Source organism: Spirosoma aerophilum (assembly GCF_054782495.1).
In genome coordinates this window covers 93,506-119,147 of the sequence record NZ_BAAGSJ010000009.1, presented here as the reverse complement: position 1 = coordinate 119,147, position 25,642 = coordinate 93,506, and the positions used below count along the sequence as shown (strand labels likewise).

Genomic DNA, 25,642 nt, shown 5'->3' with positions numbered 1-25,642 from the left:
GTAAAATCGTAAGTACCGATTGGTGAATATTACATACATATGTGTCAATTACCTGTATAATTTCAGGGGGCTGACCATGAGTTTATAGGCCGAAAGCTGATTGTCTTTTCTACTTACCTGCCTGTACGGCTGCACCCAAGGACCTACTATTCGGACGCTACGCTTTTCTGTAATACCGGAGGGTAATACGATGCGTTAAGCAGACAATGGCTTACAGGGTAGTTGAACGAATGGGTACGGTGTAGGTTATCGATCCGTCAACGGGGGCATCCGTGGTAATGAGGTCCACAAACTTCTTGTCGATACTCTGCTCGATAAGGGCTATATTCTGAAGGGTATTTTCTTTAATCTCCGACTTGCTTATGGCTTTTTTGTCGGATAGCTTTTCCATATAATAGGCTCTAACAGCCATTAAATCGGTGAAGGACAACTGCTCCAGCTTTTCCACGTCAATGTCAATCGTGTTTTGAGTACGGTATAAAGAAATCGGAACCACCCGAAGCGCTAATTGTCCTCACGCACGTTATAACCAGCCCCTGTGAGCCAGGCCTGATAGTCAGGGGTATGGCTGCGTTTTCGGCTAGCGCAACAGGGTTTTCACATAAGCGCGAATTTCCTTGGGATTGAAGGGTTTCGTCAGGTATTGATCGGCTCCCAGTTCCAGGCAACGGATGCGGGTGTCTGTATCTCCGGTCGCTGAAAGGACCAGGATGGGTATGTCCGGAAACGAATGCCGCTTGCGGACATAGGTGATTAGTTCAAAGCCATCGACCTCCGGCATGGTCAGATCGGTAATGAGCATGTCGGGTGCATCCCCCTGCTGGAGGGCCTCAATAGCCTCCTGCCCATTGGCATAGAGACGGAGCTGGTACTGGTCAGCAAGACTAAGCGAAAGGACCTGGCTCACAGATGAGCTATCCTCAACAATCATTATCTGGTCCATCAACGCACAGGTACTACAGGAGAGTACTGATTAGGTTTATTTTATTCGAATATAAACGAACGAATCATTACAACTATAGATTTTCTATTCTGTGAACTGCATTTGCTATTTAGTAAGTATTTGAAAATGGCTTATCACATAAATGGAAATTTGTTAACTAGTTGTTGATTAGTAGTTTAGGGTTGATAGGTTAATCAACATCGGGTACTGCCACATAAGCGGCTATCACTGGTTGCAAAATCGGCAGGATAGCCTCAATCTGCGTTTTTTCTTCGTCGGTCCAGTGTCGTGGATGGCCAAACATACAGGGCTGTAAAATTCCCCACAGTTCATTGTCCCGCTGAATGTGGGCATGAATCAGTGCCCGGTGGCCAAACGTTTCCTGCTCAAACTGCCGGTTCAGCACCTCAGGGCCTGCGGTATCCACATCATCGACATAAACCGAGGGTTGCATCGCCAGTCCTGCCCGAATCAGCGGGTCTTCGGCGGGCAGCTCATCGGTATCGGGTTGCCAGTGGGGCTGTATCGTATTTTTGAGGGGAATATCTTCGTTTTTTCGCCAGCAAAAAGCCGTTCGGCCGCGCTTCAGGTGAGGCTGTCTGACATAGAGGAAGCATCGGTCGGCTTGCAGGGTCATACCCACGCACTGCACAACCTGGGTCAGCGTATCGGTGGGAGAGGAGCCTGCGGCAATAATCTCTTTGATGGTTTTGGCCAAAGCAGGTAAAGGTATCATGCCTGCTTAACCGATGAAGTACCCTTGCGGTTTTAGGCGTGTACTCATTAATCCGACTGGCCTCGACAATATGGGCTGTTGAGGTTGAAAACGTACGACAAATACCGCCCAGCTAAAACATAAATCCTTGACTTATTGTCTACAGGCCACTGTTCGGCTATATGCCTATCAATTATAAAAATATTTATATGTTTATTTATTTGATATATATAAATACTGAAAAAAAGGACAAATAGTGTTAAGTATTAGTAGCCAGTATATTATAAGGATTAACCATTATGTCCTGATGTATGTACCTTATAGTAAATTCATTTCATTAAGCTGTATATTTTAGTCTACTTGCTCTTTCACACCACTAGTCTGATATAGCTCTATGGCCTGGCAGTTCTTGAAAAATGGTAATGCAATAGCAGAGGGTCAATTTAACTTCAATAAGGACATGAGTATACCCATCGAGGTAAGAAGGGCAGGTATCAATATCTCGAATACAGGTACCTCCTTTTTTGAAGGTATTCCTGCGTCTTTATCTTTTTCAGATACTGAAGGGAGTAAGGCGTCTCAACCTGCTGCCCAGTCGAATGGGCCAGCTCAGCAAGCTGCGAAAAAAGGTCCAACCCCTGAAACCCACAATGTACACAGGCAGGATATTCAGGGCATTAAAGAGTTGATTTTTACTATCGATACGCAACGGCAGGAACTGGTGGAACGTATCCGCAAGGTAAACGATGCCCTGCGCGTCTCGAAAAGAAAATTGACGTTGAGTCAAATCTTCCTGATTGCTCTGCTCAAAAAGAGCACTGCTGTCCACCTTCAGGAAGCTGTGCAAACGCAGGAACGAACACTGAATACACTAGAGGAGCAATTGGCAAATTCGGCTATCCAGTTGAAAGTCGAATTTGATGGCCCGCTCAAGTCCAAATACGACCGCCTGGTCAAGGCTTACCGAAACCTCACCAGGGCCGAGAAAATATGGAGTGTTAAGGGAGTTGCTCAGGAAAATAACGCCAAAGCCAGCTCGTCGGATGCGGACAGTGTTCAGCGACGGGACGTGCAGATTGGCTACAAAAGCTTACCGATTATAAAGTTTGATCAGCAGGCGTTCTATTTCGCTAATGCTGATCAGAGCGATTTATATTTCTACCCCGGTTTCCTGATTGCTGCCGGCGGTCAGGGACCGTTTACCGTTATCGGCTATAATGAGTTATCCTTTCGCTTTTCGGCAACTTGTTTTACCGAAGGGGGGGACGTGCCCAGCGATAGTCAGGTGGTTGGTCAGGCGTTTGCAAATGGCAGCCTCGGTAAATCATTCGGAGGAGGGGCATCGAGACCCATTGTGCAGTACGGCGAAATCGAGTTTCTGGCGCATACCGGATTGCGCGAAGCCTTTCAGTTTAGTCATTATGCGTACTGCCGGGAATTTGCCAGTGCGTTTCATGACTATCTGCAAACGATTGTGAGCTTGACCGGCAGGCCCGCTGAGAATTAATTGAGTTTGGGACCAGGCTCGACAAAAAAGCCCGAACGAAAGAAAAGCGTCTCATTGGTTGCTAATCAGAACGCCTACAGGTTAGCTACTAGCGAAAGGTGCCAGTCATCAAACGCCTGGCTTACCTGACAGAGATACCTTCAGGTTGGTAAAGACCACATCAAAGGACGGGTCAAATCCCCAGGCCCAGTACCTGGATACCACGAGTCGTAGGGAGCGAACTGTCTGACCGTTGCGCCCCATCGATTGCATATACTGAACAAACTCGGCATTGTTTTTTACATACCGGTTACAAATCAGGCCGTTTTCAAGCAGTGTTGTGCCAATACGATGTATTTTCTGTGTGCCATCTTCGAGATCCATTTCCAGTTTTATCGACGGGGGTTGAACCAATAGTCGTGACAGCTTGCCTAACCACGTATGATGTACTTTAATCTGAACCAACTGAACGCCGGGAGTAGGAGTTATTGAAATAGATACACCCACCCGACCCGTTTGGGTGGTGACCCCCGTCGTATCCATGTTTAGCGGCACTGTCCGGCTTTGTAAAAGTACCCAGTCCTGTTGCTGATCGGCCACGGCATACTGCTTCATCATCGCTATCTTCGTACAAACCTCATCGGCAAAGGCATACCGCTCATTGGTGGCTGAATGTGTATAAATGAGATAGGTCGGCCTTTTGCCAGAGCGGTAAAAAGTTGCGTTTATATTATCCAGATAGCGATTGGTGACCTGATACGACTGGAATATTGGCCGTGGTCGGTAAGCCTCCGTTAAGTGATTGGTATATAGTAATCCGATAGCGTCGGGGAGCACATCCACACTGGCCGGGCGAATCAATTCCTGCCAGCGTTGGGGGAGCAACCGTTGCGAAGATGCCATGCCAAAATCGCTGGGTTTGGTCATACCCGATACATACATCGCGAGTTGAGCCGGTTGATGAAGCGCAAACGAAAAAGGCCTGGCAAGCACCCAGAAGCCGACGATCAGGGCCAGTGGTATCCGTATGGCGTTTCGGAACCAGGCTGGTTGGGCAAAAACAATTAAGAGGATCAGGGGAAGGGGAGCATACTTGAAAAAAAGCTGGGTATGGGCATCTTCTGCCCGCACAAACCCCTCCTTGAACAGGATGAACAGCATCAGCGTTGCCTGCATGATGATGAACAGGGTATCGAGCATGGGCGCTTTTTTTATCCATCGTTTAACCACCCAGAACAAGAGCAGCAGGCCATAGACGCCGAGACTGACAACGGCGGCTATCAACCGATAGATAACGCTCATGTCGTTGGGAGCCAACACCATCACATCATTATAGGAATGGATGATCTGAATGTTGGTGAGCACATAAGGAATCAGGTCAGTGTTCAAATACCGGGCCGTGCCAATGAGTGCAGTCAGGAAGGCTCCCAGCATAACCACCGACCACCGTAAACGCTGACGACGAGTAACTACCCAGTATATAACATAGAGTATATAGAGGGCAACGATAACTAATCCGACACTGGCTTTGGCATAAAAGGCAAACAGGCTTATGGCACCGGCATACAGCACTAACCCAGTTTTAGGGTGGTCTCTATGGGCCGTTTCGAGATGGTAGCAAAGAACAAACTGGGAAAAAAAGAACAATACGAAAGGCATCTCCATACCATCGGCGTTATGCAAAAAGAGAACAATGACCAGTGTACCCGCTAGGTTGACGGCTGTGAAACGGTTCTTTAGTACGACCCAGATCACAAAACCCGACTGTAGGAGCATCCATACATCAAAGGCAACTATTTCCCACCGTTGTGTGGCAATCGGTAAACGCGTGTAAAGGAAGCCCAGCGGCCCATACGTAAACACAAGATCGGTTCCAAAGCGCAGGTGAAGGATTCTGGCCAGACTGAGTCCAATAGTCCAGGACCCATCAATACAATCGGGCGAAGGTGTCTGGAACATCGTCCATTTATCAAAAGAAAGCAACGTAATTAAACCGATTATTGTCAGCCTGAACCAGGTACGATGGTACATGGCAATAGGGGACTGCTCTACGGGCGCGAGGACCGGAGTACTATTCATGGTGGTTGTGGTAGTTACGGTAGTATAAATCCGATTTGCCTGAATATGAGCGCTCTCGCTGATTGGAAGAGAAATTCTCCTATGGTCGGTCACGAGGGACCGCAACGGCTGGCCGTCCGGTTACTCACACACTGCGGTATCCTTTATATAAGTTTGACAAGCCGTTGAGAAGCAAAAGAATATGTCAAAAGTAACCTGATTGTATATGATGAATAATGAGCAGCATCAACAAAAGAATAGATATGTATTAGGATTAATTTTAAGGAGGGATTTATTGCAGTAGCCTAATTCAGGTTAAAAAGCTTTACTATTCAGTTAGTTGACAGGTAGACCGGTTACGTGTCACAACACTGCAGGAAGTCCCTGTTAATCAGACCATTTTTGATGTGTGGAATAATTATATTTTTTTCAAACGGTTACCTGTATGCTTTTTGGAAAAATGAGTAATTATTTGCTTCTGTATTTTATATATTAAACATGTAGACTTTGGTAGGTCTATAGTAAAAGCCTGATATTCGATTCTTTTTGGACAACTTCAACTACGATTTTCTTTTCACACGGCCGTTATGCGTTCAAGGGGACCTCTTACTATACTGCTCTTTTTTTATGTTTGTTCGGTAGGTCTGTCGCAACATGATAAGCTATCCTTCGATGCCATCACCACCAATCAGGGTTTATCCTATAACAGCGTTATGTCGATCGGGCAGGATAAAGAAGGGTTTATGTGGTTTGGCACAACGGCCGGATTGAATAAGTTTAATGGCTACACAATGACGGTCTTCCGGGCCGACGGGCAACGGGCCGGGAACACGCTTCATAACGATGCCATATGGGATATTCACGAGGACCGAAAAGGGCGGTTATGGGTATCGACGCTGGGCGATGGCCTGTACCAGTTCAACAAACGAACGCAGGGACTAACGCCCTACCGGGTCAGCACATCGCCGGACAGTTTGTACATGAACATCTTTTACTCCATTCATGAAGAGTCGGAATCCGTGTTGTGGATCGGCAATCAGGTGGGGTTGGTGCGGTTCGATGTCAATACCAAAAAGATGCGGGTCTATCCACTGCCCGCGCCCAACGAAGTCGTTTTCTGCATGGTCGAAGATCGGTTGGGGCGCCTTTGGGTAGGTACCAAAATGGGGTTGTACACCTTCGACCGTAAAACGGGGCGCTACTCAGCCGTTGCGCTGACCAGCCAGCCGCAACCCAGTCAGCCGTTGGTGTCGGCTCTGTACATGGATTCGACCGGATTATTGTGGGTAGGCACCAATGGGGAGGCTCTGTTTAAACTGGGGGCGCGGGGATCGGGGTTGTATCAGGTAGATACCCGGGCGCCCCTGCCCGTGGCCGTTGCTTATAATCCGGATGGGTTGATCAAGAACAATATCGCCCTCAACGGTATCGTCAGCTATGCCGGCGATGTGTGGCTGGCAACCGACGAGGGCCTCCAGCGAATAAACCCCGCCACGCGTCAGGTGATCACCTACGAGGTAGATCGGTTCAGCCCCAACCCGCTGTCCAGCAATAATATTCTCTCCCTCTTTGAGGACCGGAACGGTAACCTCTGGATCGGAACAGATAATGGGGTCAACAAAGTGACGAATACCACCAAGAAGTTTTTTTCGTATCAGATCAAACCGGCCATGCCTTCGGTGCGGCTGGTCGACAACAGTATCAACACGATCCTCCAGGATCATACCGGCCTTATCTGGCTGGGCAATAACGTAAAAGGACTTTATCGGTTTGATCCGCGCCAGGGTTTGCTGGACCATCAGTCGGCCATTCCAACCGATCCGCACGCGCTGCTGAGCAATCATGTATGGACTGTTTTCGAAGACCGACAGCAACGACTCTGGGTCGGCACGCTGGAAGGTGTAAACCGGATTGATCCGGCCACAGGCCTGGCAACCCGATATCCGTCTAAAATTCCGGCCCAGCATATTGTTGAAGGCTCCGACGGTCAGCTATGGATTGGGGGCAAGAAAGGGATCGCTTCGTTTGATCCGGCTACCGGCCGGTATGTGTATCAGGATACGGCCGTTAGTGGCGGTTTTAACTTCATCACCGACCTGCTGGCCAGCCGCGACGGGAATCTGTGGGTGGCGCAGCAGGGAGCCCTGCACCGGTTCAATCCCCAAACGAAGGCCCAGATGTTCTACCGGCCGGGTATTCCCTGGAAAGCCGGTGAACTGACCGATCGAGATGTAACGGCCGTTTTTGAAGACAGCCACAACCGTATTTGGGTGGGTACCGAACGGGGAGGGCTGAATATTTTTGATCCCGCAACCAATAAATTCACTGCTTTTACCAGCCGGGAGGGGTTTATCACCAGTTCGGTTTCCGGAATTATTGAGGACAAAAACGGCGATATATGGATAAGCACCCAGAATGGTATTTCCCGCTTCAATCCCGCAACCCGAAAATTCCGAAACTACGACGCTACCGATGGGCTGCCTGCTATTGAATTTAACAAATCCAGCGTGAGCCGAAGCAACGAAACCCTTCTGTTCGGCAGTATCAATGGGTTTGTTGTCTTTAATCCCGATAGTGTGAGGGACAACGCCGTAATACCGCCCGTGTATATTACGGGCCTGAAAATAGGGGGCAAGAACCGGCTGCTGGATAGCAATCGACTCGATCTCCAGCACAACGAAAACTCGTTGGCGTTCGATTTTGTAGCGCTCAATTACCACTCGCCCGAAAAAAATCGGTACGCCTACAAGCTGGAGGGAATTGACGATGACTGGGTTGACAGCGGTTTCCGCCGGTTTGCCAACTACACCGAACTGTCGCCGGGCACTTACGTCTTCCGGGTGAAAGCCTCGAATGATGACGGCGTCTGGAATACCCAGGGGACTTCTTTAACGATCGTGATCGCTCGTCCGTGGTGGCAAACGTGGTGGGCGTACCTGCTCTATCTGGCGTTGTTCCTGGCGGCTATCCGGGCGTTTATCAATTACCGTTCGCGGGCGCTCGAAAAGGAAAATCATCTGCTGGAAACAAAAGTGGCCGAACGCACGCAGGAGGTACAACAGCAGAAAGCAGAAATTGAAACCCAGCGCGACAATCTGGAGCAAACGCTTACAGAATTAAAAACAGCGCAGAATCAGCTGATCCAGAAAGAGAAGATGGCCTCCTTGGGTGAATTGACCGCTGGTATTGCCCATGAAATTCAGAACCCGCTCAATTTCGTGAACAACTTCTCGGAGATCAGTGTCGAAATCGTGGATGAACTATCGCAGGAACAGCAGAAACCCGAGCGCGACCCGGATCTGGAAACTGAACTGGTCAACGATATTCAGGCCAATCTGGGTAAAATTCTACACCACGGCAAACGAGCCAGTAACATTGTAAGAGGTATGCTCGATCATGCCCGAACCTCAACGGGAAATGTACAGGCAACGAACCTGAACGCGCTGGTTGAAGAATACCTGCGCTTTGCTTTCCACGGGCAGCGAACCAAAGACAAGGAGTTCACCTGCGAACTGGTCACCCAGTTTGACCCCGCTATTGACAAGGTGGCCCTGATACCACAGGAGATCGGGCGTGCCCTGTTGAATGTGTTCAACAATGCGTTTTATGCTGTTCATAAAAAGCAGAAGATGGCCGCGGGGACTGGCTATCAGCCCAGCCTTATTGTCAGTACCCATCAGTTGGGCTCCGTTGTTGAGATTCGGGTGCGCGACAATGGTATTGGTATGCCCCCAACGGTGCAGCAGAAGATCTTTCAGCCCTTTTTTACCACCAAGCCTCCGGGAGAGGGTACCGGACTGGGGTTATCGCTGAGTTACGATATTATCACCAAAGGGCACAGCGGGTCATTGCGGGTAGAGAGTCAGGAAGGGGAGGGGGCCGAGTTTGTTATTCAGCTACCTGCTATGACTAGTAAGGAGAAAATAGAGGCTTGACGGTAAAGGGTCTGGGCTTTAAATAAACGCCATATCTCTGAGATATGGCGTTTATTTAAAGCCCAGACCCTTTACAAAATTTACCACTAAACAGGATATTTCCACTCGCCCCGGTAGGCGCGGCTCAGGAGCTTGTTGGCTTCGGGGTCGTTGGGGATTTGCTTGCCATCCCATTCCACACTCCGGCCGAGCTTCATGGACAACATACCCAGCAAGGCCATGTTGGTGGAGCGATGACCGATTTCAATGTCGCAAACGGGCAGTTTATTGGTCTTTATACTGTTCAGAAAATCAGCCCAGAGCAGCGCGATATTCTGATCATCGGGTTTATCCAGCTTTGAGTCCTGATGAATGACCTCCTTTTTTGAGTCCGACGGGTAAAAGGTCCAGCCGTCGAGCCAGCCCATGTGGAAGGTGCCTTCCGTACCGTAGAAATACACGCCTACTGCCTGTTGAGGATGCGTTTTCTCGGCTTTGTTTCCGCCAAATGTCCGGTGTTCCCAAACGGCCGTAAAGTCCTCAAATTCGTACGTTGCTACCTGGTGGTCGGGGGCATCGGTGCTGTCCTGTTTAATGGCCCGCCCGCCGGTCGAGAACACCTTGCGCGGATGGTGTTGTTCGGTGATCCACAAGATTTGGTCGAGCCAGTGAATGCCCCAGTCGCCGAGGGTGCCGTTGGCGTAGTTCAGGTAATTCCGCCAGCCGCGGGGGTGCATGGTCGGGTTGAAGTCCCGGAGGGGTGCCGGTCCGCACCACATGTTCCAGTCCATTTCTTTAGGCACTTCGGCATTGGGCGTCAGTTGACCCGCCCCACCGGAATAATGCACGAAAGCCCGCGCCATGCCAATCTTGCCCAGCTTTCCCGACCGCAAAAACTCCATGCCCGACACGTTATGGGGCGATACGCGCCGGTGCATACCCACCTGACAGATGCGCCCCGCTTGCCGGGCCGCTTTTACCATGGCCTTTCCTTCGTTGATGGTATGGCTGATGGGTTTTTCGACATACACGTGCGCCCCGGCTTTCATGGCTTCGATGGCCACGAGCGGGTGCCAGTGGTCGGGGGTGGCTACAATGACGATCTCGGGTTTCTCCGTCGCGATCATCTCGCGGTAATCGCGATACAATTTTGGCTGATCGGATGTTAGCTTACTGAGCTCATCGCTGGTTTTCTTCAACTGGCGCGTGTCGACATCGCAGAGGGCCACAATTTTTGATTCACCCGCCTGCACCGCACAGCGCAGAATATTGCCGCCCCACCAGCCAGCGCCGACCACGGCGGTACGGTACTTTTGGGCAGCTTTCGGCGTAATAAAGGCACGAACCTGAGCAGGGTCCGTGATGAGCGTGGCTCCGGCCAGCGCGGAGGTCTTCAGAAAATCGGTACGGTTCATCAGGTAGAACGAGTTGACTTTTTGATGTTGAGACCGGTTTTATCAATCTCTATCTTATCAAAGGGCAACCGGTTCTTTTTTTACCATCAATGGCCTGTATCGGCCAGCAGGGGTTTGCCCGCCAGCGCCTGTACCAGCATCCCCGTAACCAGTACACAGTAAATGGCAGAGAAGATAAAAACATGACTGGGTTTACGCGCCACGTAATAGCTGAACAGGGGAATCAGCTGCAGGGCATGCATACCAAAGAAATGGGCCACGCGCAGATCACCGAAGCGGGTGCTCCAGTTCAGTATAGGCAAACCCGCCCCGCCATCGGGTGCTCCTACGGTATGCGCCAGCCGCCCCGCCATCATAAACCCCTGAAAGGCGAAGACAACGAAGAGGACAATACCCAGCCGGATTCCCCACAAATACACCGGGTTGATCGTGGTCGGGCTAAGCTGAAAAAAGAGAAAACCGATGTAGGCAGTCCAGGTGGTGAACACGGCAATGGCGATTCCCATCAGGCCGAACAGCAGCCCATCGGTTGGGGACGAAATATTGAAATGCGACAGTTTACCCCGGCCGGCCTGCCAGATAATAATACCCAGTTCGATAGCGAAGACAACTACCAGCATCCAGGAATAGGCCTTCACACTGCCCTTCTGGGGTAATTCGGCCAGATACAAAGCCATTGTCCAGCAGAGGATAACGGTCGAAGCCAGAAACTTCATCGGTTTTACATAGGCGTTGATGCCCAGTACCTGCGTTCCGCTGCTATAGGCCAGCAGGGCGCAAACGAGTGTCCCGACTACACACACCCAGCCCAGTTGGTAGAGAATGGTATTTCGTTCGTGAAGGGAGGTAAATAAAGTGGTCATGGCGGCAGGTGTTGATTCGTTTGTCAGATTAATTTTCGGGTGCGGATGGTACGGATGAGCCAGTACAGGAGTAAACCAACCGGCCCCAGCATGAAACAGAAAAACAGCGGCAGCACGATCAGCCAATGTGGAATGGCCTTCTCCTGCGCATCCCGCACCACGACCGTTCCGGCTACCAGATCGAAAGCCAGATAGTGCACCCAACCCGCCAGCATGACGCCATCCCCGCCTTTCGAGAAAAGCCCTTTGACACCCGCCAGCGTTCCGAAAGCCCCGAAATCGACCGGGCCTCCGCCAAACAGATAGGTGACGTAGATACCGGCCAGACAAACCGGAATCAGATACGACTGCATCAGCCATTTGGTCGCCACCCAGCGTGGCGCAACGATCATAAGCAGCCACTGCGGCAAAACAAGGGTACTGGCGAGACTGAAAACGGCTTCTGGTGTCATGGTTTCTGGTGGTACTGTACAACGGAGTGGTACTCCCTTGAAACCGTCAGGCTGACTATTCGTCTATAATTAGCCGCTACGCGGCTATAACGGAGTACCACCCCGTTATACAGTACGGCACTACTTTACTTTCGCCTGACCCAGTACCCGCAGCAAATTGCCGCCCCAGATTTTGGCGATGTCGGCTTCGGAATAGTTACGGCGGACGAGTTCAACGGTCAGGTTTTCGATTTCGCTGACGTCTTCGAGGCCGTTAACGCCCCCACCTCCGTCGAAATCCGAACCGATGCCCACGTGGTCGATGCCCACAAGTTTCACGATGTGGTCGATGTGATCGACAATGTCCGACAGGCTCGCCCGCTCGGACGCGTACACTTTGGATACCGAATCGCTCATGGCCGTCATCCGGGCTTCCATTTCCGGGGTCACGACTTTACCCACCCGCGCCATGCGGATCTTGGTTTTGGCCGCCCGGTTGGCATCGGAGGGCTTTTTCAGGTAATCGCTTACGAAATTGACCTGCACCACGCCCCCTTTGGCGGCAATGGCCTTGATCATGTCGTCGGTCATGTTGCGCGGAAAGTCGCAGATAGCCCGGCAGTTGGAGTGCGAGGCAATAACGGGCGCTTTGGATAGAGCCAGGGCGTCGTAGAAGGTGCTGTCGGCTACGTGCGACACGTCGATCAGGATACCCAGTCGATTCATTTCCGGCACGACTTGTTTGCCGAAATCACTCAGACCGCCGTAGATCGGGCCGTCGGGATCGGTCGATGAATCGCCGATGAGGTTATTGGCGAAGTGCGTCAGGGTCATGTAGCGGCAGCCCAGGTCGTAATAGGTCTTGAGCATCGACAGATCTTTCCCGACCGGGTAGCCATTTTCCATCCCGATGAATACGGCCCGCTTCCCGGCTTTCTTGATCCGGTAGGCATCGGCGGGGGTGGTGGCCAGCTCAGCCAGATTGGGGTATTTTTTCAGGGCCTGATGAATCAGCTCGAACTGGTTCAGGGCATTGCGTTTGGCTTCGGCGTGGCCTTCGTCGGTGCGGGGCCCCTGCGAGGTGTAGACCGCAAAAAACATAGCGTCCATACTCCCTTTCTTCATTCGCGGAAAGTCGATCTGCGATCCATCCCGTTTGGTATCGTGCGACGAACCCACATCGAAACCGGGCTTCTGCATCATGATCGGCGCATCGGCATGGGTATCGAGGGTGAGTACGCGCTGATGAACTTTATGGGCTTTTTTGGCAATGGGATCGTCTCCGCCGGTGTGAGCGAGTATAAAGGGGCTGAGGGTAAGCCAGGAAGACAGAATAAGCGGGAGCATAGGAATTCAGGTTGTAGCAAAAAATGACATTCTTTCGAAACTACACATTGCCAGTGGAATATCAAACTTTCGGCTGAAACGTGCTGTTATGGCACTACCTTTGCATAAAAAGAGTGAAAGAGTGAAAGAGTGAAAGAGCGAACAAAAGACGCCTGTCATTCACTCTTTTACTCTTTCGCTCTTTCGCTTTTTCGCTTTTCACTAATGTCCGTCGTTCCTTACAAAGATAAAGACACCTCCAAGCGCGAGCAGGTCGCCGAGATGTTCGATAGTATTTCGCCGAAGTATGACTTGCTGAACCACGTGCTCAGCGGTGGTATCGACATCCTGTGGCGTAAACGGGCTATCCGCGAACTCCGGAAAGCGTCGGCCAAACCGCCCAAACGCATCCTCGACATTGCCACCGGCACCGGCGATTTTGCCCTGGAGGCTCTGGCCCTGAAGCCCGAAAAAATCGTGGGCATGGACATTTCGGAAGGGATGCTATCGGTAGGGCGCGAAAAAATGAAGAAGCGCGGTGTCGATCAGATCATCGAAATGCGCTCGGGTGATTCAGAAGGATTGCCCCTGCCAGACAATGATTTCGATGCTGTCATCGTTGCTTTTGGTGTGCGCAACTTCGAGAACCTGCAAAAAGGCCTGACCGACATGCACCGCGTTACCCGCCCCGGTGGTGTGTGCGTCGTGCTGGAGTTCTCGAATCCGCGCCAGTTTCCGTTTAAACAGCTTTACGGTTTTTATTCCAGTACCATTCTGCCGCTCATCGGGCGCGTAGTAAGCAAAGACTCGTCGGCCTACACCTACCTACCCGAATCGGTACAGGCGTTTCCCGATGGTCCCGACTTTCTGCGGATCTACGAAGCGGCCGGATTCAAAAATACCAAATGGATACCGCTCACCTTCGGCGTTGCGTCAATTTACATCGGCCACAAGGCGTAGTTACTACACGCCCGGCTCATGCTACCCATACCCTTCTGAACCGCATGGCCCGGATTTCGGTGCAGGTTGGCTTTGTGCTGCTGCTTATCGGCCTGGTGCCTGCCACAGCACAGGCGCAGTCCAACTACAAGTATGTGCGGAAGCACCTGGAACGGTACGACGACAAGGCGATTCACTACGGCTTTTTCTTTGCCGTCCCCGTCACGCGTTTCAGTGTGACGCACAGCCCTGAATTCCTGACCGCCGATTCAGCTTACCGGATCTACTCGCCCAACAAACCGGCGTTCCGGGTTGGATTTGTGGTCAACGCCTTTCTGAACGACCGCTTCGACTTACGGCTAACGCCCTCGGTATCGCTGTTCAGCCGCGAGGTTCAGTACGATTACCCCGGCGGCACCTCCAAGACAGAAACCCGCGAATCGACCTGGGTTGATTTTCCGCTGCTGCTCAAATACAAATCCGAACGACGCAACAACAGCCGCATGTATCTGTTGGCAGGGGGCACCTTTAGTGTCGAGAGTAACGTGCGCCGGAAGGAGATCCAGGGGGCGAGCAAGCTTAGCACGGGGACGATGGATTTTGCCGTCGAGTACGGGGTTGGGTTCGAGCAGTTTTTCGAGTATTTCAAGTTTGCCCCCGAAATTCGGTTCTCTCACGGTCTGGTGAACCTCTACCGCCCGGGTACCAATGCTGCGAGTGTGGGGATCAACAAACTCACGACGCACTCCATCACACTTTATTTAAATTTTGAATAGAGAAAGGCCGTTGTTTATCAGGCAATTAAAAAATAATTACATTTTTTTTGCCCTCAGGCTTGCAAAAGGGCGTTTTACCCTCTTATATTTGCACTCCCAAACGACGACAATCGCAAGGGAAAAAAGAGAGAAAAGGGAGTTTAGCTCAGCTGGTTCAGAGCATCTGCCTTACAAGCAGAGGGTCGGCGGTTCGAACCCGTCAACTCCCACAAGAAAAGCAAAAACCCCTCAGAAATGATTTCTGAGGGGTTTTTGCTTAAAAAAGTTTCAATTGCAAGATAATGCGATTAAGTATCTCACAGATCAGTTATTTCATTCATCTCGTAATTAATAGATTTAACCTCAATTAACTTAGTGGAGATGCACTTAAATTTCTGATCGTTAAAGATTGCAAGATTGAATCCTGTAGGATTTAAAGAGCTTTTGTATTCAACACCATCAAAGCCTAATGATTTAATAAGTTCACATAAATATTGAGTAGGAAGATAATCTAATTCACTATCCTGTTTTCTAATCGGTTTGGAGAGTTCTTGCCCAAGTCTAAGCAAATAATTTCTGTAACTCATATATTTTCCAATCGAATCTTCAAGCAAGATGGGACTTATGCTATCTCCATCTTTTAAGTTGACAACATTCAAATCTTCTTCAAGTTTAAATTTCCCAATCGTCACATAGTCTAATAATGATGCACGAGTTTCATACAATGTTGTAGACTCATTGTCAGAAACATAAAGATAGGAAATCCCTTTGGGGTTTGCTCTTCCAGCTGTAGCATATTCATAAGGTGGTTTTCCCATTTCATCACAAGTAAACTTATGGCTTGGTGAAATTCTCGATCTGTAAAAATACTTGCCCTTAAAATAAGGTTTCGCATGAAAGCCCAATAGTTCTTCTAATAGCTTAGTATCAATTAAATTGGTGATGAAAAATCGATTAATATTCTTAATTTCCTTTATAAAATCTTGCCATCTTAATTCTTGTATTTCGTCATTTTGATATGATGGTTCCACATAATTCGATAGAATGTCATTATAATCAAATAAAGTTGTTTTTAGTAATTGCTCTATTTTTGCATCTTCAATATTAAAGAAAGAAGGCCAGTCCTTCTTGATGACATTCCATAAATATTCTTTACTTAATGTTTTTTCATTAACGTCTTCGCACTTTTTATAAATACCAACAAGTGGAACAAGTTGGTCATAAAGTTCTAAACACTGTATAATTGCTGTCTTTTTCGTACCACAGTAATTACAATCTCCTAAGTTTGTAGCATTAGTATTAATATATATTTTAATTATCTGATCACCAAAACAATTAGCACAACACCACATAGCTCTTAGTTTACAGCAAGTTGCTTACAAGCTCTAGATGATTCATAATAGAGAGCTTCTTGACACTGCCCAAACCCGGAAAGTGCTCTCTCAACTGCAAGTTTTTGAATTCGTCTATTGCTTTTGTCTCATTAATTTCATGGGCGCCAACGAACGCAGTAAGTTGGCTTAAGGCTTCTTTAAATTTTTTAGGTAAATCTAATGGTGAATTGGTATCTTTATTTGTAGTAGATGCGAAATGTGCAATTCTTATTTCTTTTGATTTTAAATATGTTAAATGAATTACTACGACATAAGGTGTAAAACCTGATTCTGAAAAAGCCTGTCCAATAGTAAGATAATCTGCGAACCCTTTAAAGCCTTCATCTTTATAATACAGAAACTCTTCTGAGAAAGGTTCATCTGGAATATTAACATAATCAGCGTTTCGCTGCTGTTGATTAAATGAATCATTTAATGATATGCAGGATTCAGCATCAAAATTTCTTTTATATCTAATTTTAACATTTTCTATATGTAAGATGTTATATTTAACGTTGTAATGCTTTATAAAATCCTCCATCTTTTGCATATTGTCGGGTTTATTGAGATGTATTAAAGCAAGGTTGTGATCTTGAAGATTATTTACTTCAAGATATTTCCATAATTCGTCGAAATCTGTTTTGTGATCGATATTTATCCCTATTTGAAAGTTTTTATAAGTATTTGAAAAAGAATTTATTAAATCAGATATACTGCCTAAGCATCCTGAATTAGTAATACAAGAATTTAATACTAATGAGAAATTTATCTGAGCACTAATGAGTGAAGTAATAGCCTTCGTAAGCTGGGTTGTATCTGCCTTAGTAGGCTCAATTACTGGCGAAATAGGTTTGTGTGCAATCAAAGACGCTACTTCTCTTAATGCAAGTAGTTCAAATTGTTTAGCCCTTAATAGTGGAAAATACATGATTTTTATATTTGGATGAAGGTGTGTTTAGGAAATCATAAAGTGTTTTATACTCATCTTTAGAGAACCCTAATGATAGACAAACATATTTAAGTTCTTTAGGTGTCTCACTATTTAAAAGCATTTGTCTTTCCTTTATTCCTCTTAATTTTAAACAATCGAATACAGCTTTTTGGACGTCTAATATATTATAATCATGTAAAATATCTAGGCAAGTATCAAAAAATGACATATTAGGTATTTTTAATTCGATACCAGATATATTAATTATTAAAGACAATAATTCAGATTTTTTTAATGTTTTCAAAATGACTTCTAAATCTAGTTTGTTGTTATCTGAATTAGCCTTTTTTATATTCTCTATTTTAAGATTTTCCTGCAAAACATAAATGCCTACAGAGTCATCTTTAACGATTTGAGAGTATTTTTCAAATAATGTTATGTGAGTTACTATGTTTACCTCTGAAAACATCTTTTTGTAATCTGAAATCTGATTCGCTAATCTTTCAGGGCTATCTAACTCGGTTTTTATCTCATAAACACGATTTTTGCCGTTTATATAAACAACATCTGCTATAGATTTATGAATTTTAAATTCATTGAATATAACTAATGAATCTTGTACAAACCGTTTATCAGTTAACAGCTCGTTCAAAATTGTATTTTTATAGAAATATTCTATTCGATAACTATCTCTTAAGATTTGGTAAGCGTATTTTATTATATCGGCCGTTGACTTAACTTTTGAATCTGGGCAAGATGCTAACAATCTATTTGCTCTTATACTAAAGAGGTCATAGTTTTTTTCTCTGACTGCCTTTCTAAAGACAGCAGAGCTGAAAAGGTCTGACGCGCACCTTGATGGCAATGTATTGTGACTAATATTCACTTCTTGGTAACTTTCGACGACTTTCTTAACTTGCTAAGTCACGCAAACATATGTAAAAGCAATCTATATCTTATATGCCACGTGCAATTTTACCGTGAAAGTCGGCATATTGTGTAATAAACAAATAATCAAGAAAACTAATTTAAAACGGGGTAGCAATAGCTGAAAAACGCATTCCTTAGGAATACACATTATGAGGAAGATATAACCTTATCGTGAGAATAAACAAATTTGTCAAAATGCCTGCATATAGTAAACCCATCTAAAGAGTATTCATTTTGTAAAGTGGACATTCAATTGCCGATTGTTGATATAAGTGAAAGAACTCCTGTATCCGAAACCTTAGAAATAGTAACGGGAACTGTTTGCGCCAGATAGTCAAGCTGAAAAACGGACCAGTCTATTCGATCACACTGCTGGCAAATTCTAAGTATTTTTAGAATCCATATCGCTTACACAATAGCCTGAGGAGTCGTCGTTAAAGCGATGCTGTGCAAGCTTTTTATACCCCCGAAACGTTGAGTCGGGTATAGTAAAAGACTCAGATGGGCCGTTTAACCAAATAGCTTTCTCTACTTTTGTGGGTGTTGCCCGGCGTTATTTACCTTTGTTTATATGAAAAAATCGTTGCTCCTCTTCACGCTTTGCGTCTCCCTGTTTTTGCGTCCCGCTGTGGCACAGACAACAGCCCGCATGGCTACGGCCAAAACCACGTTTTCCAATCCCCTGCCTATCCAGTTTGGTGATCCTTACATCCTGCATACGGGGGATACCTATTACATGTATGGCACCGGCGGAGGAGCCGATAAGGGGTTTTCGGCTTATTCGTCTAAAGACCTGGTGAACTGGAAGGCCGAAGGACAGGTGTATTTTCACGATAATAAAAATGGCTGGAGCGACCCCAAAGCAAGCTGGGGCGGTGCCTATTGGGCCCCTGAAGTGTATGAAGTGAAAGGGAAGTATTACCTGTTCTACAGCGCCCAGTGGAAGGTGAACCCCACCAAGGAACTGGAAAACTTCCGTATCGGGGTAGCCGTGGCCGACAAGCCGACCGGTCCCTTTGTCGACCTCGCCACTAAACCCGTTTTCGATCCGGGGTATCCGGTCATCGACGCCAACGTGTTTTTTGATACCAACGGCAAAGCCTATCTGTATTACTCGCGTTGCTGCTACAAACATGCGGTCGACAGTGAAGTGGCTGATCTGGCCCGCAAAAACGGCTGGTTCAAGGAAATTGAAGAAAGCTGGGTATACGGCGTCGAGCTCAAGTCTGATTTTTCGGGCGTTATTGGTGAGCCGGTTTTGCTGCTGCGCCCGCCCGTTCGTTTGAGCGACAAGCAGGCTGAATGGGAAAGCCGGTCAGTGACGGCCCGGGAAGTAAACCGCCGTTGGACGGAGGGCTCGGTTACCTTCAAAAAAGATAATATCTATTACATGATGTATTCGGCCAATAATTTCGGTGGGCAGCATTATGCCATTGGGTATGCTACGTCGACCTCGCCGTTAGGGCCGTATAAAAAAGCCGCCAACAACCCGGTATTGCAGAAGAACACCGATCGGGGAGGGGATGTGACGGGTACGGGGCACAACAGCATTACCTATTCTCCCGATGGCAAAGAGATGTTCTGCGTCTACCACGCCAGAACCGAGAAAACCGGCGACGAACGGGTTGTGTGCCTGGACCGTATGCAGGTCAAAAACGGGATCATCACGATTTCGGGCCCTACTACCACCACCCAGAAGCGGCCATCCGGCGCAAAAACGGCGGTTAGCGGTCAATGATGGCGTTGAGGTAAGGTAGACGTTTCCGCTGGTTATTGAAACGTTACCGTAAAAGTGGTCCCGACTCCCTGGGTGCTGCAAACGGTAAGGACACCCTGCTGTAAGGCAATGTATTCCTGACAAATAGCCAGACCCAGGCCGGTACCCGGAAAATTAACAGCGTTGCTGGCCCGGTAAAATTTATCGAACAGGAAAGGAAGTTCATTGTCAGGTATGCCAATGCCTTCATCCGTTACGGCCAGCGACACGCGGTATTTCTCGTACTGAATGGTTAGACGGGGGTTTTTGGTGGAAAACTTGAAAGCATTTCCCAGCAGATTGGTTAACACATGAGTCAGCAACTTCTTATCGGCCATGACCCAACTGTCGTCGCCGAGAATGGTTAATTCCACCTGCCGCCTGTCGCTGCGGTCGTTGAAGGTCGTGGCGATCAGCGACTGACAAAGGGCGACCAGATCCGTTGCGGCCATATGCACCGCAATTTTCCCTTCCTCGATTTTGCTGACAGTCAGCGTGTCGCTGATCAGTTCGGTTAGCGAATAAACTTTTGCCAGCACATTATCCAGATGCTTTTTTATGTGTGGAATGCTTTTCGAGACATCTGGCCGGTTCAGGTACAGCTGAACCAGCTCGACGCTGGAGCTGATGCCTGACAAAGGCGTGCGGAATTCATGGGAAGCCGTGGTGACAAACTGCGATTTAAGGATATTCACGCGCCGTTCGCGGGCCAGTGACTCTTCCAGAATCTGTTCTTTCTCGATGGCCGTAGTGATATCAGTCGCCACGCCAAGCCGACGGATCAGCTCCCCTCTTTCGTCGTGGATGCTGAACACGCGCGCACTGAGCCAGCGAAGACTGCCATCCTGGTGGCGGGCCCTGAACCGGTACGAATTGCCGGGTACATTGCTAAGAAAAGCGTCCTGTAGCGTGCCCCGGTCTTCGTCCAGGACAAAGTCAAGGAACTTAAACGAACTCTGATATAATTCCTGAGCACTCATGCCCGTAAACGTTTCGAAGGCTCGGTTTATATATAAAAATCGGGGTTCATTGATAGCCCTTACCCAGAAGATCTCGTCCACGTTTTCGGCAATTTCCCGAAAGCGCTGCTCGCTCTCCAGCAGGGCTTCTTCGGCCTCTTTGCGTTTGGTAATATCGGTTAGTGTGCCGGTAACGCCTACCAGCTTATGATGCTCATCCCATTGAACCTGCGCATAAATATCGACCCAGCGATACCCGTCCACTTTGTGCATGTATCGAATCACGTAGCGAATCAGGGTTTGCTCATCTGTCCTGAATTGCACCATGTCGGACTGAATGATGGGTCTGTCTTCCGGCAGAATAGAGTCAATAAATGAACAACCTAGAGACTCCTCAATACTAAAGCCCGTAATGGCTTCCCAGGCCGGGTTAAGGTACGACCAACATCCCCGGGAATCGGTTTGAAAGACAACAATTTCGAGGTGATTTACGAGCGATCGATAGCGCTGCTCACTGGCCCGGAGGGAGTGCTCAATTAGTTGTCGCTGGGTTATGTCGCCGGCCACCCCGATCAGGCGGATGGGTTGACCGCTGTCGTTGCGAATGATCCGGCCGTTTGTTTCCATGTACCGCACCACGCCATCCGGCCGAAGAATTCGGTAGATATGGGCAAGCGGCCCCGGGCTATTGGCTAACTGGGTTCGGCTGTTACTCTGAAACGTGGCCCGATCCTCCGGATGAATGGTGTTAAGGTACTCTTCGTAAGTCAGCTCCCGTACGGGTTTCGGCAGGCCGTTTAACTCCCACAGGCACTCATCCCAGATAATTTGACCTGTTTGAAGGTCCACTTCCCAAATGCCCTGATCCATACCCTGGGTGGCCATCTGAAGCCGCTCATGCAGTGCCCGAAGCTGCCCTTCTGCCTGTTCCCGTTCGGTAATGTCGCGGGCCGATCCATACACCAGCTGTTCAATGCCAATGGCATTCCATTCAAAGATGCGGTAGGTACCGTCTTTTTTTCGGAACCGGTTTACCTGATGGCGAACCGGCTGTTGAAGAATATCCTTGAGCAGGTTCAGGTAAACGTCTTTCTGCTCATCGGGATGGATCAGATATAGAAATGGGATGGCGATGAGCTCGTCGGCGGAGTAGCCCAGCCCCTGATGAAAGGCATAATTGACTTCCGAAAACTGCCCCTGGCTGTTGGAGATACTATGCATATCCAGGGCTTCATCAAAAAACGTTTTCAGCATCCGGTTCTTTTCCTGAAGTCGGGCCTCTGCTATTTTCAGGGCCGAAATATCGGTGGCAATGCCTACGTAGCCAATGGTTGTGCCTGCCTCGCTGACCAACCGGCTAACGGTCAGCAGAACCGGGAGCTCTCTGTCCAGTTTAAGCTTAACCAGACATTCCTGCTGCGTGTACTCCTGATTCGCCAAAAGGGACTCGAAAAACGGATCGAGCGGCTCAGATGGATCATAGCCGGTAAACGAGATTAATGGGCAGGAGTCATTATTCGGATTATTTCTGAAATGAACGGCCATTCCATTGAGTTCCTGCGTAGTATAGCCCAGCAAGGTTTCGCAGGCCGGATTGGCGGTATGAATAACGCCATGCTCATTGGTGGCGAGTATGGCCTGACCAGCGTGATTGAGAATGGTGTTCTGTAGGCGGAATAGCTCCTGCATTTGCAGCGTTCGCTCAGCTACCTGTTTTTCCAATGCCTGATTCTTTTCCCGAAGTTCCGTCTTCGCCTGTTTAATAGGTGAAATGTCCATGACGCTGAACAGCACATTGGCGCCCGCCCGGGTTAGGGCAAACTCACCCCAGAGGGGAATGCCATCATGCTCAACCTGCTTCTGGTACTTTTCAGGAACACCCGTTTCGCATACCTTCGCCAGCCGGTCGAACAAACCGGCCTCTGCTGCCCCTGGAAAAGCTGACCTGAACGTCTGACTTTTGAGCTGGTTCTGGCTAAAGCCGGTCATGGCAGCATGAGCCGGGTTTGTGAATAGAAACGTAAAATCGATGATGCGACTCCCCTGCCGGATGGGTTCCAGCAGCACCAGTCCAACGGGTGTATGCTCCACGATGGCTGGGAGCCATGCCTCATCGACCCGACTGGCGGGGGGCGCTTGTGGCGACGTATGGGAAAGAAAAGCGGGTAATACCTCACCCTGATCTCGTTTTGGGTTGTTCCCCTGTATAGTACCCAGTTGATGGTGGGTGGCTCCCTCGGGCGAACGATAGTCTTCCGTGAACTCGACCAGAAACCGTCCCTGGAGGGGGGTAATCGTTAGATGTCCGGGTTGACCGGTTGCTAATCGGCAATGCAGATAACTGACCGTGCCTTCTTCGAGAGCCTGCCAGACAGGAGCCAAACTGTGCGTGGCAGAGGCCTCAATCCAATCAGAAAAGTAACTGTCTGCTGCAGGAGCGGTGGCGGAGTAGGCGCCATCAAGCCGTAAGTCAATCAGTCGCCCGTTGGCATCCAATAGGGGTAAAAAAAGAAATACAGGACGCAAACCCGCTGGTAATTGGGTAAACCCAATTAGCTGTAACGTCGGTAATTGACTATTCATGAAAAAGAGGACTAACCGGTCTCGCCGGTAAATTTCTATGTATTAGCTGCCATCTTAACCGTTGTATAACTACATCACAACAGGAGAATGCCAGGTAATCAATAGCAATTAATAAATAGTGAGGTAGGTTGAGTAGTATTGTTTAATATATTGATTTAATAAAATACAAATATAGAGTTTTTGGATATTGTAATATGTAAATATAAATAAAGCATTTGGCTTCTCAAAAGCTTATTTTTTTATGCCTGTTCTTTTTTGCGCTTACACTGGTCGATTGATAATGATAATTCTTCTGAGTTGGGTGAATTCGGATCAATGAGTCACTACAAGGAGTCCTTTGTGTAAGTATATAATATTATTTTGCTATATATAATACAACTGTAGTAGATAGGTATTATTTTTAGGCTTTTAAATAAGTACCATGGCTACTAGAAAGAAACAGTTAATCCGGGTTGTGTTTGATGTACTGGATGAGATGAAGCATAATATTCGTCTGGACGAAGATATACGTGTTGCCGCTAATGATCCTGATGAAGCCATCGACTGGGTTTTTACGGAAATGCAGCGACAGTTGAAGCGGTCGGATATCCGCCTGGCGCGGGTTCGCATTTGCGCCTGACCTGCTTCTTCGGCTGCGCACTTAATGGCGCTTTGGCTATCCAAACCAGGTGTACCAATGGCACAAATCAGTGCGCTTATAACCAGTCCGATCGTCGGCCCGTGTCCGTAAGCGTTACGGATTGAACCGCTCGTGTGGCGGCAACGCACAGCAGCGACCGTTCGGATGGTGACTAATCAGTTGGCGTAGCCGAGTCCCGACTGCTGTATTGAGCAGATTGGAAGGGTAAGGTGAGCTTGTTACTATACACCCAAAAAACAGAGTTAAATTTCACTCCCCCTCACATCGGTCAGATAGTATTACCCCGATGCTTTAACGCTGATCATCAGAAAGTATTCGCCACGAACTGCAAAGCGGGAGCCAATCAAAAAGGTAGTTGCTATGAGGATAGCCGACACATTAACCGGAAATTATAAAAAAACGATCAGCTCGGTAGGGAGTACTTCACCCTGGAGTAGCCTACACAGAATTCTGCCATTCCCCCCTTGTGGAGGTTAGGCTATTCAATTGTCTGATGGTTAGTCATTTATTTCAACAGTTGTCTCTTAGTCACGGTAGGGGCTTAACGCGAATCCAGGTTAATTGCTTGAATAGAGTCGGCTAAGACGTTTAATGACGAGGGGAGTTTCTTGTCGCTCCAGATGGCCCAAACCCGACAGAAAATGTCCCAAAGCTGACAGTACAGAAAAAGATAAACGCCGAGATTTGGTACCTTGAAGAAAGGGTTAAGGACTGGTTTGCCAGCAACTCGTTTAACGAATAACCAACATCTGGCCGAATTCAGTATGCTCACGTTCCGGTAGCAGATGCAAACGTCATAAACCTGTTCACACAAGATGTAAATCGACGCGATCATGACCGGCGAAAAACAGGATGCTGTAGGGTCCTTACCGCAATTTTACTTCAAAGTAACATTGAGTGATCTGGGAGAAATTCCATTTGAGGAAGTAACGGGTCTCGTTAGCGAGACCCAGATCGTGGAATACCAGGCGGGCAACAGTAAGGCATTTTCAACCACCAGGATGCCGGGTATTGCCCAATCCGCAAATATCACGTTGAAGAAAGGCGTCTTTGCAACAGACAACAAGTTCTGGACCTGGTACAGAACCATCAAATTGAACGCCACAAAACGGGAAAAGGTGGTCATCAGCCTTATGGATGAGGGTGGTGCTGAGGTTATGGTCTGGACATTGACCAATGCTTTCCCGGTCAAAATTTCAGGAACCGACCTGAAGTCAGACGGCAATGAAATTGCCATTGAAAGTGTAGAAATTGCCTACGAAACACTTGTCTTCAAAAACAGCTAGCCACGACTACCTACCTGGCAGCTGGATATCATTAGGCTATATCGCTCGGGCTGGAAAATTCGGATTCTGACGATGGACTTCAGAAGCCTACGGACTACATAAAAAAAGCCGCTTAACATGTCTGCTAAGCGGCTGATTATCTGGTGGGCCAGCCTGGACTCGAACCAGGGACTTACTGATTATGAGTCAGGCACTCTAACCAACTGAGTTACAAGCCCGTTGCTGAACGATTGCTCTGAATCAGCATGCAAATTTACAAATTTTTTGACAGGAATGCAGATTTAACCGGTTTTTCACTTCGGAATCCTGCTAATCCTGGAATCCTGTCCGGTATCTTTG

The 25,642-nt window shown here is 48.1% G+C and carries 19 protein-coding genes and 2 tRNA genes; 8 read left to right on the top strand and 13 right to left on the bottom strand.

All coding sequences use genetic code 11. The annotated features are described in order from the left end of the window. Positions 1 to 211 precede the first annotated feature (211 nt). The 3 genes from ACYVK4_RS08150 to ACYVK4_RS08140 form a co-directional block, all read right to left on the bottom strand. Positions 212 to 448 carry a hypothetical protein gene (locus ACYVK4_RS08150; protein ID WP_461126996.1) on the bottom strand — a complete coding sequence of 79 codons (237 nt, stop codon included), beginning with the start codon at positions 446 to 448 and terminating at the stop codon, positions 212 to 214. Between the two features lie 132 nt (positions 449 to 580). Next, positions 581 to 943, bottom strand: coding sequence for a response regulator (locus tag ACYVK4_RS08145; protein ID WP_461126995.1), 363 nt, complete (start codon positions 941 to 943; stop codon positions 581 to 583). 190 nt (positions 944 to 1,133) lie between these two features. Then, positions 1,134 to 1,679, bottom strand: coding sequence for a GAF domain-containing protein (locus ACYVK4_RS08140; RefSeq protein WP_461126994.1), 546 nt, complete (start codon positions 1,677 to 1,679; stop codon positions 1,134 to 1,136). Positions 1,680 to 2,118: 439 nt separating this feature from the next. On the opposite strand from ACYVK4_RS08140, the gene ACYVK4_RS08135 reads away from it, so the two are divergent. Continuing rightward, on the top strand, positions 2,119 to 3,165 hold the full coding sequence (locus ACYVK4_RS08135; protein WP_461126993.1) for a hypothetical protein: 1,047 nt from the start codon (positions 2,119 to 2,121) through the stop codon (positions 3,163 to 3,165). A 108-nt stretch (positions 3,166 to 3,273) separates the two neighbouring features. Here the strand turns inward: ACYVK4_RS08135 and ACYVK4_RS08130 are convergent, their stop codons facing one another. Continuing rightward, positions 3,274 to 5,223 (bottom strand): hypothetical protein, encoded by a 1,950-nt coding sequence (locus ACYVK4_RS08130; protein ID WP_461126992.1) that lies wholly within the window; start codon positions 5,221 to 5,223, stop codon positions 3,274 to 3,276. A gap of 566 nt (positions 5,224 to 5,789) precedes the next feature. On the opposite strand from ACYVK4_RS08130, the gene ACYVK4_RS08125 reads away from it, so the two are divergent. Next, positions 5,790 to 9,137: a two-component regulator propeller domain-containing protein gene (locus ACYVK4_RS08125; RefSeq protein WP_461126991.1), complete on the top strand. Its 3,348-nt coding sequence runs from the start codon at positions 5,790 to 5,792 to the stop codon at positions 9,135 to 9,137. 86 nt (positions 9,138 to 9,223) lie between these two features. Here ACYVK4_RS08125 and ACYVK4_RS08120 read toward each other — a convergent pair whose 3' ends face one another. From ACYVK4_RS08120 to ACYVK4_RS08105, 4 genes are all read right to left on the bottom strand, one after another. Beyond that, on the bottom strand, positions 9,224 to 10,531 hold the full coding sequence (locus ACYVK4_RS08120) for a Gfo/Idh/MocA family protein (protein ID WP_461126990.1): 1,308 nt from the start codon (positions 10,529 to 10,531) through the stop codon (positions 9,224 to 9,226). An 86-nt stretch (positions 10,532 to 10,617) separates the two neighbouring features. After that, positions 10,618 to 11,394, bottom strand: a complete 777-nt coding sequence (locus ACYVK4_RS08115; protein WP_461126989.1) for a hypothetical protein — start codon at positions 11,392 to 11,394, stop codon at positions 10,618 to 10,620. A 23-nt stretch (positions 11,395 to 11,417) separates the two neighbouring features. Next, complete coding sequence (locus ACYVK4_RS08110) at positions 11,418 to 11,846, bottom strand: ABA4-like family protein (protein ID WP_461126988.1); 429 nt, start codon at positions 11,844 to 11,846, stop codon at positions 11,418 to 11,420. A 120-nt stretch (positions 11,847 to 11,966) separates the two neighbouring features. Further along, complete coding sequence (locus ACYVK4_RS08105; protein WP_461126987.1) at positions 11,967 to 13,172, bottom strand: dipeptidase; 1,206 nt, start codon at positions 13,170 to 13,172, stop codon at positions 11,967 to 11,969. A gap of 204 nt (positions 13,173 to 13,376) precedes the next feature. On the opposite strand from ACYVK4_RS08105, the gene ubiE reads away from it, so the two are divergent. From ubiE to ACYVK4_RS08090, 3 genes are all read left to right on the top strand, one after another. Continuing rightward, entirely contained in the window at positions 13,377 to 14,111 is a 735-nt protein-coding gene (gene ubiE / locus ACYVK4_RS08100) for a bifunctional demethylmenaquinone methyltransferase/2-methoxy-6-polyprenyl-1,4-benzoquinol methylase UbiE (RefSeq protein WP_461126986.1), read from the top strand. A gap of 44 nt (positions 14,112 to 14,155) precedes the next feature. Next, positions 14,156 to 14,866 carry a type IX secretion/gliding motility protein PorT/SprT gene (gene porT / locus ACYVK4_RS08095; RefSeq protein ID WP_461127505.1) on the top strand — a complete coding sequence of 237 codons (711 nt, stop codon included), beginning with the start codon at positions 14,156 to 14,158 and terminating at the stop codon, positions 14,864 to 14,866. A gap of 134 nt (positions 14,867 to 15,000) precedes the next feature. Next, positions 15,001 to 15,075: transfer RNA gene (locus ACYVK4_RS08090), tRNA-Val, on the top strand. A gap of 87 nt (positions 15,076 to 15,162) precedes the next feature. On the opposite strand, the gene ACYVK4_RS08085 is transcribed toward ACYVK4_RS08090, so the two are convergent. From ACYVK4_RS08085 to ACYVK4_RS08075, 3 genes are read right to left on the bottom strand one after another with little or no spacing between them, the layout of a single operon-like run. After that, positions 15,163 to 16,197, bottom strand: a complete 1,035-nt coding sequence (locus ACYVK4_RS08085; protein ID WP_461126985.1) for an RES family NAD+ phosphorylase — start codon at positions 16,195 to 16,197, stop codon at positions 15,163 to 15,165. A gap of 10 nt (positions 16,198 to 16,207) precedes the next feature. Continuing rightward, positions 16,208 to 17,146 (bottom strand): sce7725 family protein, encoded by a 939-nt coding sequence (locus tag ACYVK4_RS08080; RefSeq protein WP_461126984.1) that lies wholly within the window; start codon positions 17,144 to 17,146, stop codon positions 16,208 to 16,210. Continuing rightward, entirely contained in the window at positions 17,121 to 18,035 is a 915-nt protein-coding gene (locus ACYVK4_RS08075; RefSeq protein WP_461126983.1) for a sce7726 family protein, read from the bottom strand. The genes ACYVK4_RS08080 and ACYVK4_RS08075 overlap by 26 nt, the downstream gene beginning before the upstream one ends. A 615-nt stretch (positions 18,036 to 18,650) precedes the next feature. Here ACYVK4_RS08075 and ACYVK4_RS08070 point away from each other — a divergent pair. After that, positions 18,651 to 19,817: a glycoside hydrolase family 43 protein gene (locus tag ACYVK4_RS08070; RefSeq protein ID WP_461126982.1), complete on the top strand. Its 1,167-nt coding sequence runs from the start codon at positions 18,651 to 18,653 to the stop codon at positions 19,815 to 19,817. A gap of 32 nt (positions 19,818 to 19,849) precedes the next feature. Here ACYVK4_RS08070 and ACYVK4_RS08065 read toward each other — a convergent pair whose 3' ends face one another. After that, positions 19,850 to 23,377 (bottom strand): PAS domain S-box protein, encoded by a 3,528-nt coding sequence (locus ACYVK4_RS08065; RefSeq protein ID WP_461126981.1) that lies wholly within the window; start codon positions 23,375 to 23,377, stop codon positions 19,850 to 19,852. Positions 23,378 to 23,798: 421 nt separating this feature from the next. On the opposite strand from ACYVK4_RS08065, the gene ACYVK4_RS08060 reads away from it, so the two are divergent. Together ACYVK4_RS08060 and ACYVK4_RS08055 are read left to right on the top strand one after the other, a co-directional pair. Then, positions 23,799 to 23,996 (top strand): hypothetical protein, encoded by a 198-nt coding sequence (locus tag ACYVK4_RS08060; protein ID WP_461126980.1) that lies wholly within the window; start codon positions 23,799 to 23,801, stop codon positions 23,994 to 23,996. A gap of 854 nt (positions 23,997 to 24,850) precedes the next feature. After that, positions 24,851 to 25,303, top strand: coding sequence for a phage tail protein (locus tag ACYVK4_RS08055; RefSeq protein WP_461126979.1), 453 nt, complete (start codon positions 24,851 to 24,853; stop codon positions 25,301 to 25,303). 141 nt (positions 25,304 to 25,444) lie between these two features. Here the strand turns inward: ACYVK4_RS08055 and ACYVK4_RS08050 are convergent. Next, positions 25,445 to 25,521, bottom strand: a tRNA-Ile gene (locus tag ACYVK4_RS08050). Positions 25,522 to 25,642 lie beyond the last annotated feature (121 nt).

Excerpts from the sequence above, each read along its gene's own strand:
- ACYVK4_RS08145 (WP_461126995.1), bottom strand. The coding sequence starts at position 943 with ATGGACCAGATAATGATTGTTGAGGATAGCTCATCTGTGAGCCAGGTC.
- ACYVK4_RS08140 (WP_461126994.1), bottom strand. The coding sequence starts at position 1,679 with ATGATACCTTTACCTGCTTTGGCCAAAACCATCAAAGAGATTATTGCC.
- ACYVK4_RS08135 (WP_461126993.1), top strand. The coding sequence starts at position 2,119 with ATGAGTATACCCATCGAGGTAAGAAGGGCAGGTATCAATATCTCGAAT.
- ACYVK4_RS08130 (WP_461126992.1), bottom strand. The coding sequence starts at position 5,223 with ATGAATAGTACTCCGGTCCTCGCGCCCGTAGAGCAGTCCCCTATTGCC.
- ACYVK4_RS08125 (WP_461126991.1), top strand. The coding sequence starts at position 5,790 with ATGCGTTCAAGGGGACCTCTTACTATACTGCTCTTTTTTTATGTTTGT.
- ACYVK4_RS08120 (WP_461126990.1), bottom strand. The coding sequence starts at position 10,531 with ATGAACCGTACCGATTTTCTGAAGACCTCCGCGCTGGCCGGAGCCACG.
- ACYVK4_RS08115 (WP_461126989.1), bottom strand. The coding sequence starts at position 11,394 with ATGACCACTTTATTTACCTCCCTTCACGAACGAAATACCATTCTCTAC.
- ACYVK4_RS08110 (WP_461126988.1), bottom strand. The coding sequence starts at position 11,846 with ATGACACCAGAAGCCGTTTTCAGTCTCGCCAGTACCCTTGTTTTGCCG.
- ACYVK4_RS08105 (WP_461126987.1), bottom strand. The coding sequence starts at position 13,172 with ATGCTCCCGCTTATTCTGTCTTCCTGGCTTACCCTCAGCCCCTTTATA.
- ubiE (WP_461126986.1), top strand. The coding sequence starts at position 13,377 with ATGTCCGTCGTTCCTTACAAAGATAAAGACACCTCCAAGCGCGAGCAG.
- porT (WP_461127505.1), top strand. The coding sequence starts at position 14,156 with ATGGCCCGGATTTCGGTGCAGGTTGGCTTTGTGCTGCTGCTTATCGGC.
- ACYVK4_RS08085 (WP_461126985.1), bottom strand. The coding sequence starts at position 16,197 with ATGTGGTGTTGTGCTAATTGTTTTGGTGATCAGATAATTAAAATATAT.
- ACYVK4_RS08080 (WP_461126984.1), bottom strand. The coding sequence starts at position 17,146 with ATGTATTTTCCACTATTAAGGGCTAAACAATTTGAACTACTTGCATTA.
- ACYVK4_RS08070 (WP_461126982.1), top strand. The coding sequence starts at position 18,651 with ATGAAAAAATCGTTGCTCCTCTTCACGCTTTGCGTCTCCCTGTTTTTG.
- ACYVK4_RS08065 (WP_461126981.1), bottom strand. The coding sequence starts at position 23,377 with ATGAATAGTCAATTACCGACGTTACAGCTAATTGGGTTTACCCAATTA.
- ACYVK4_RS08060 (WP_461126980.1), top strand. The coding sequence starts at position 23,799 with ATGGCTACTAGAAAGAAACAGTTAATCCGGGTTGTGTTTGATGTACTG.
- ACYVK4_RS08055 (WP_461126979.1), top strand. The coding sequence starts at position 24,851 with ATGACCGGCGAAAAACAGGATGCTGTAGGGTCCTTACCGCAATTTTAC.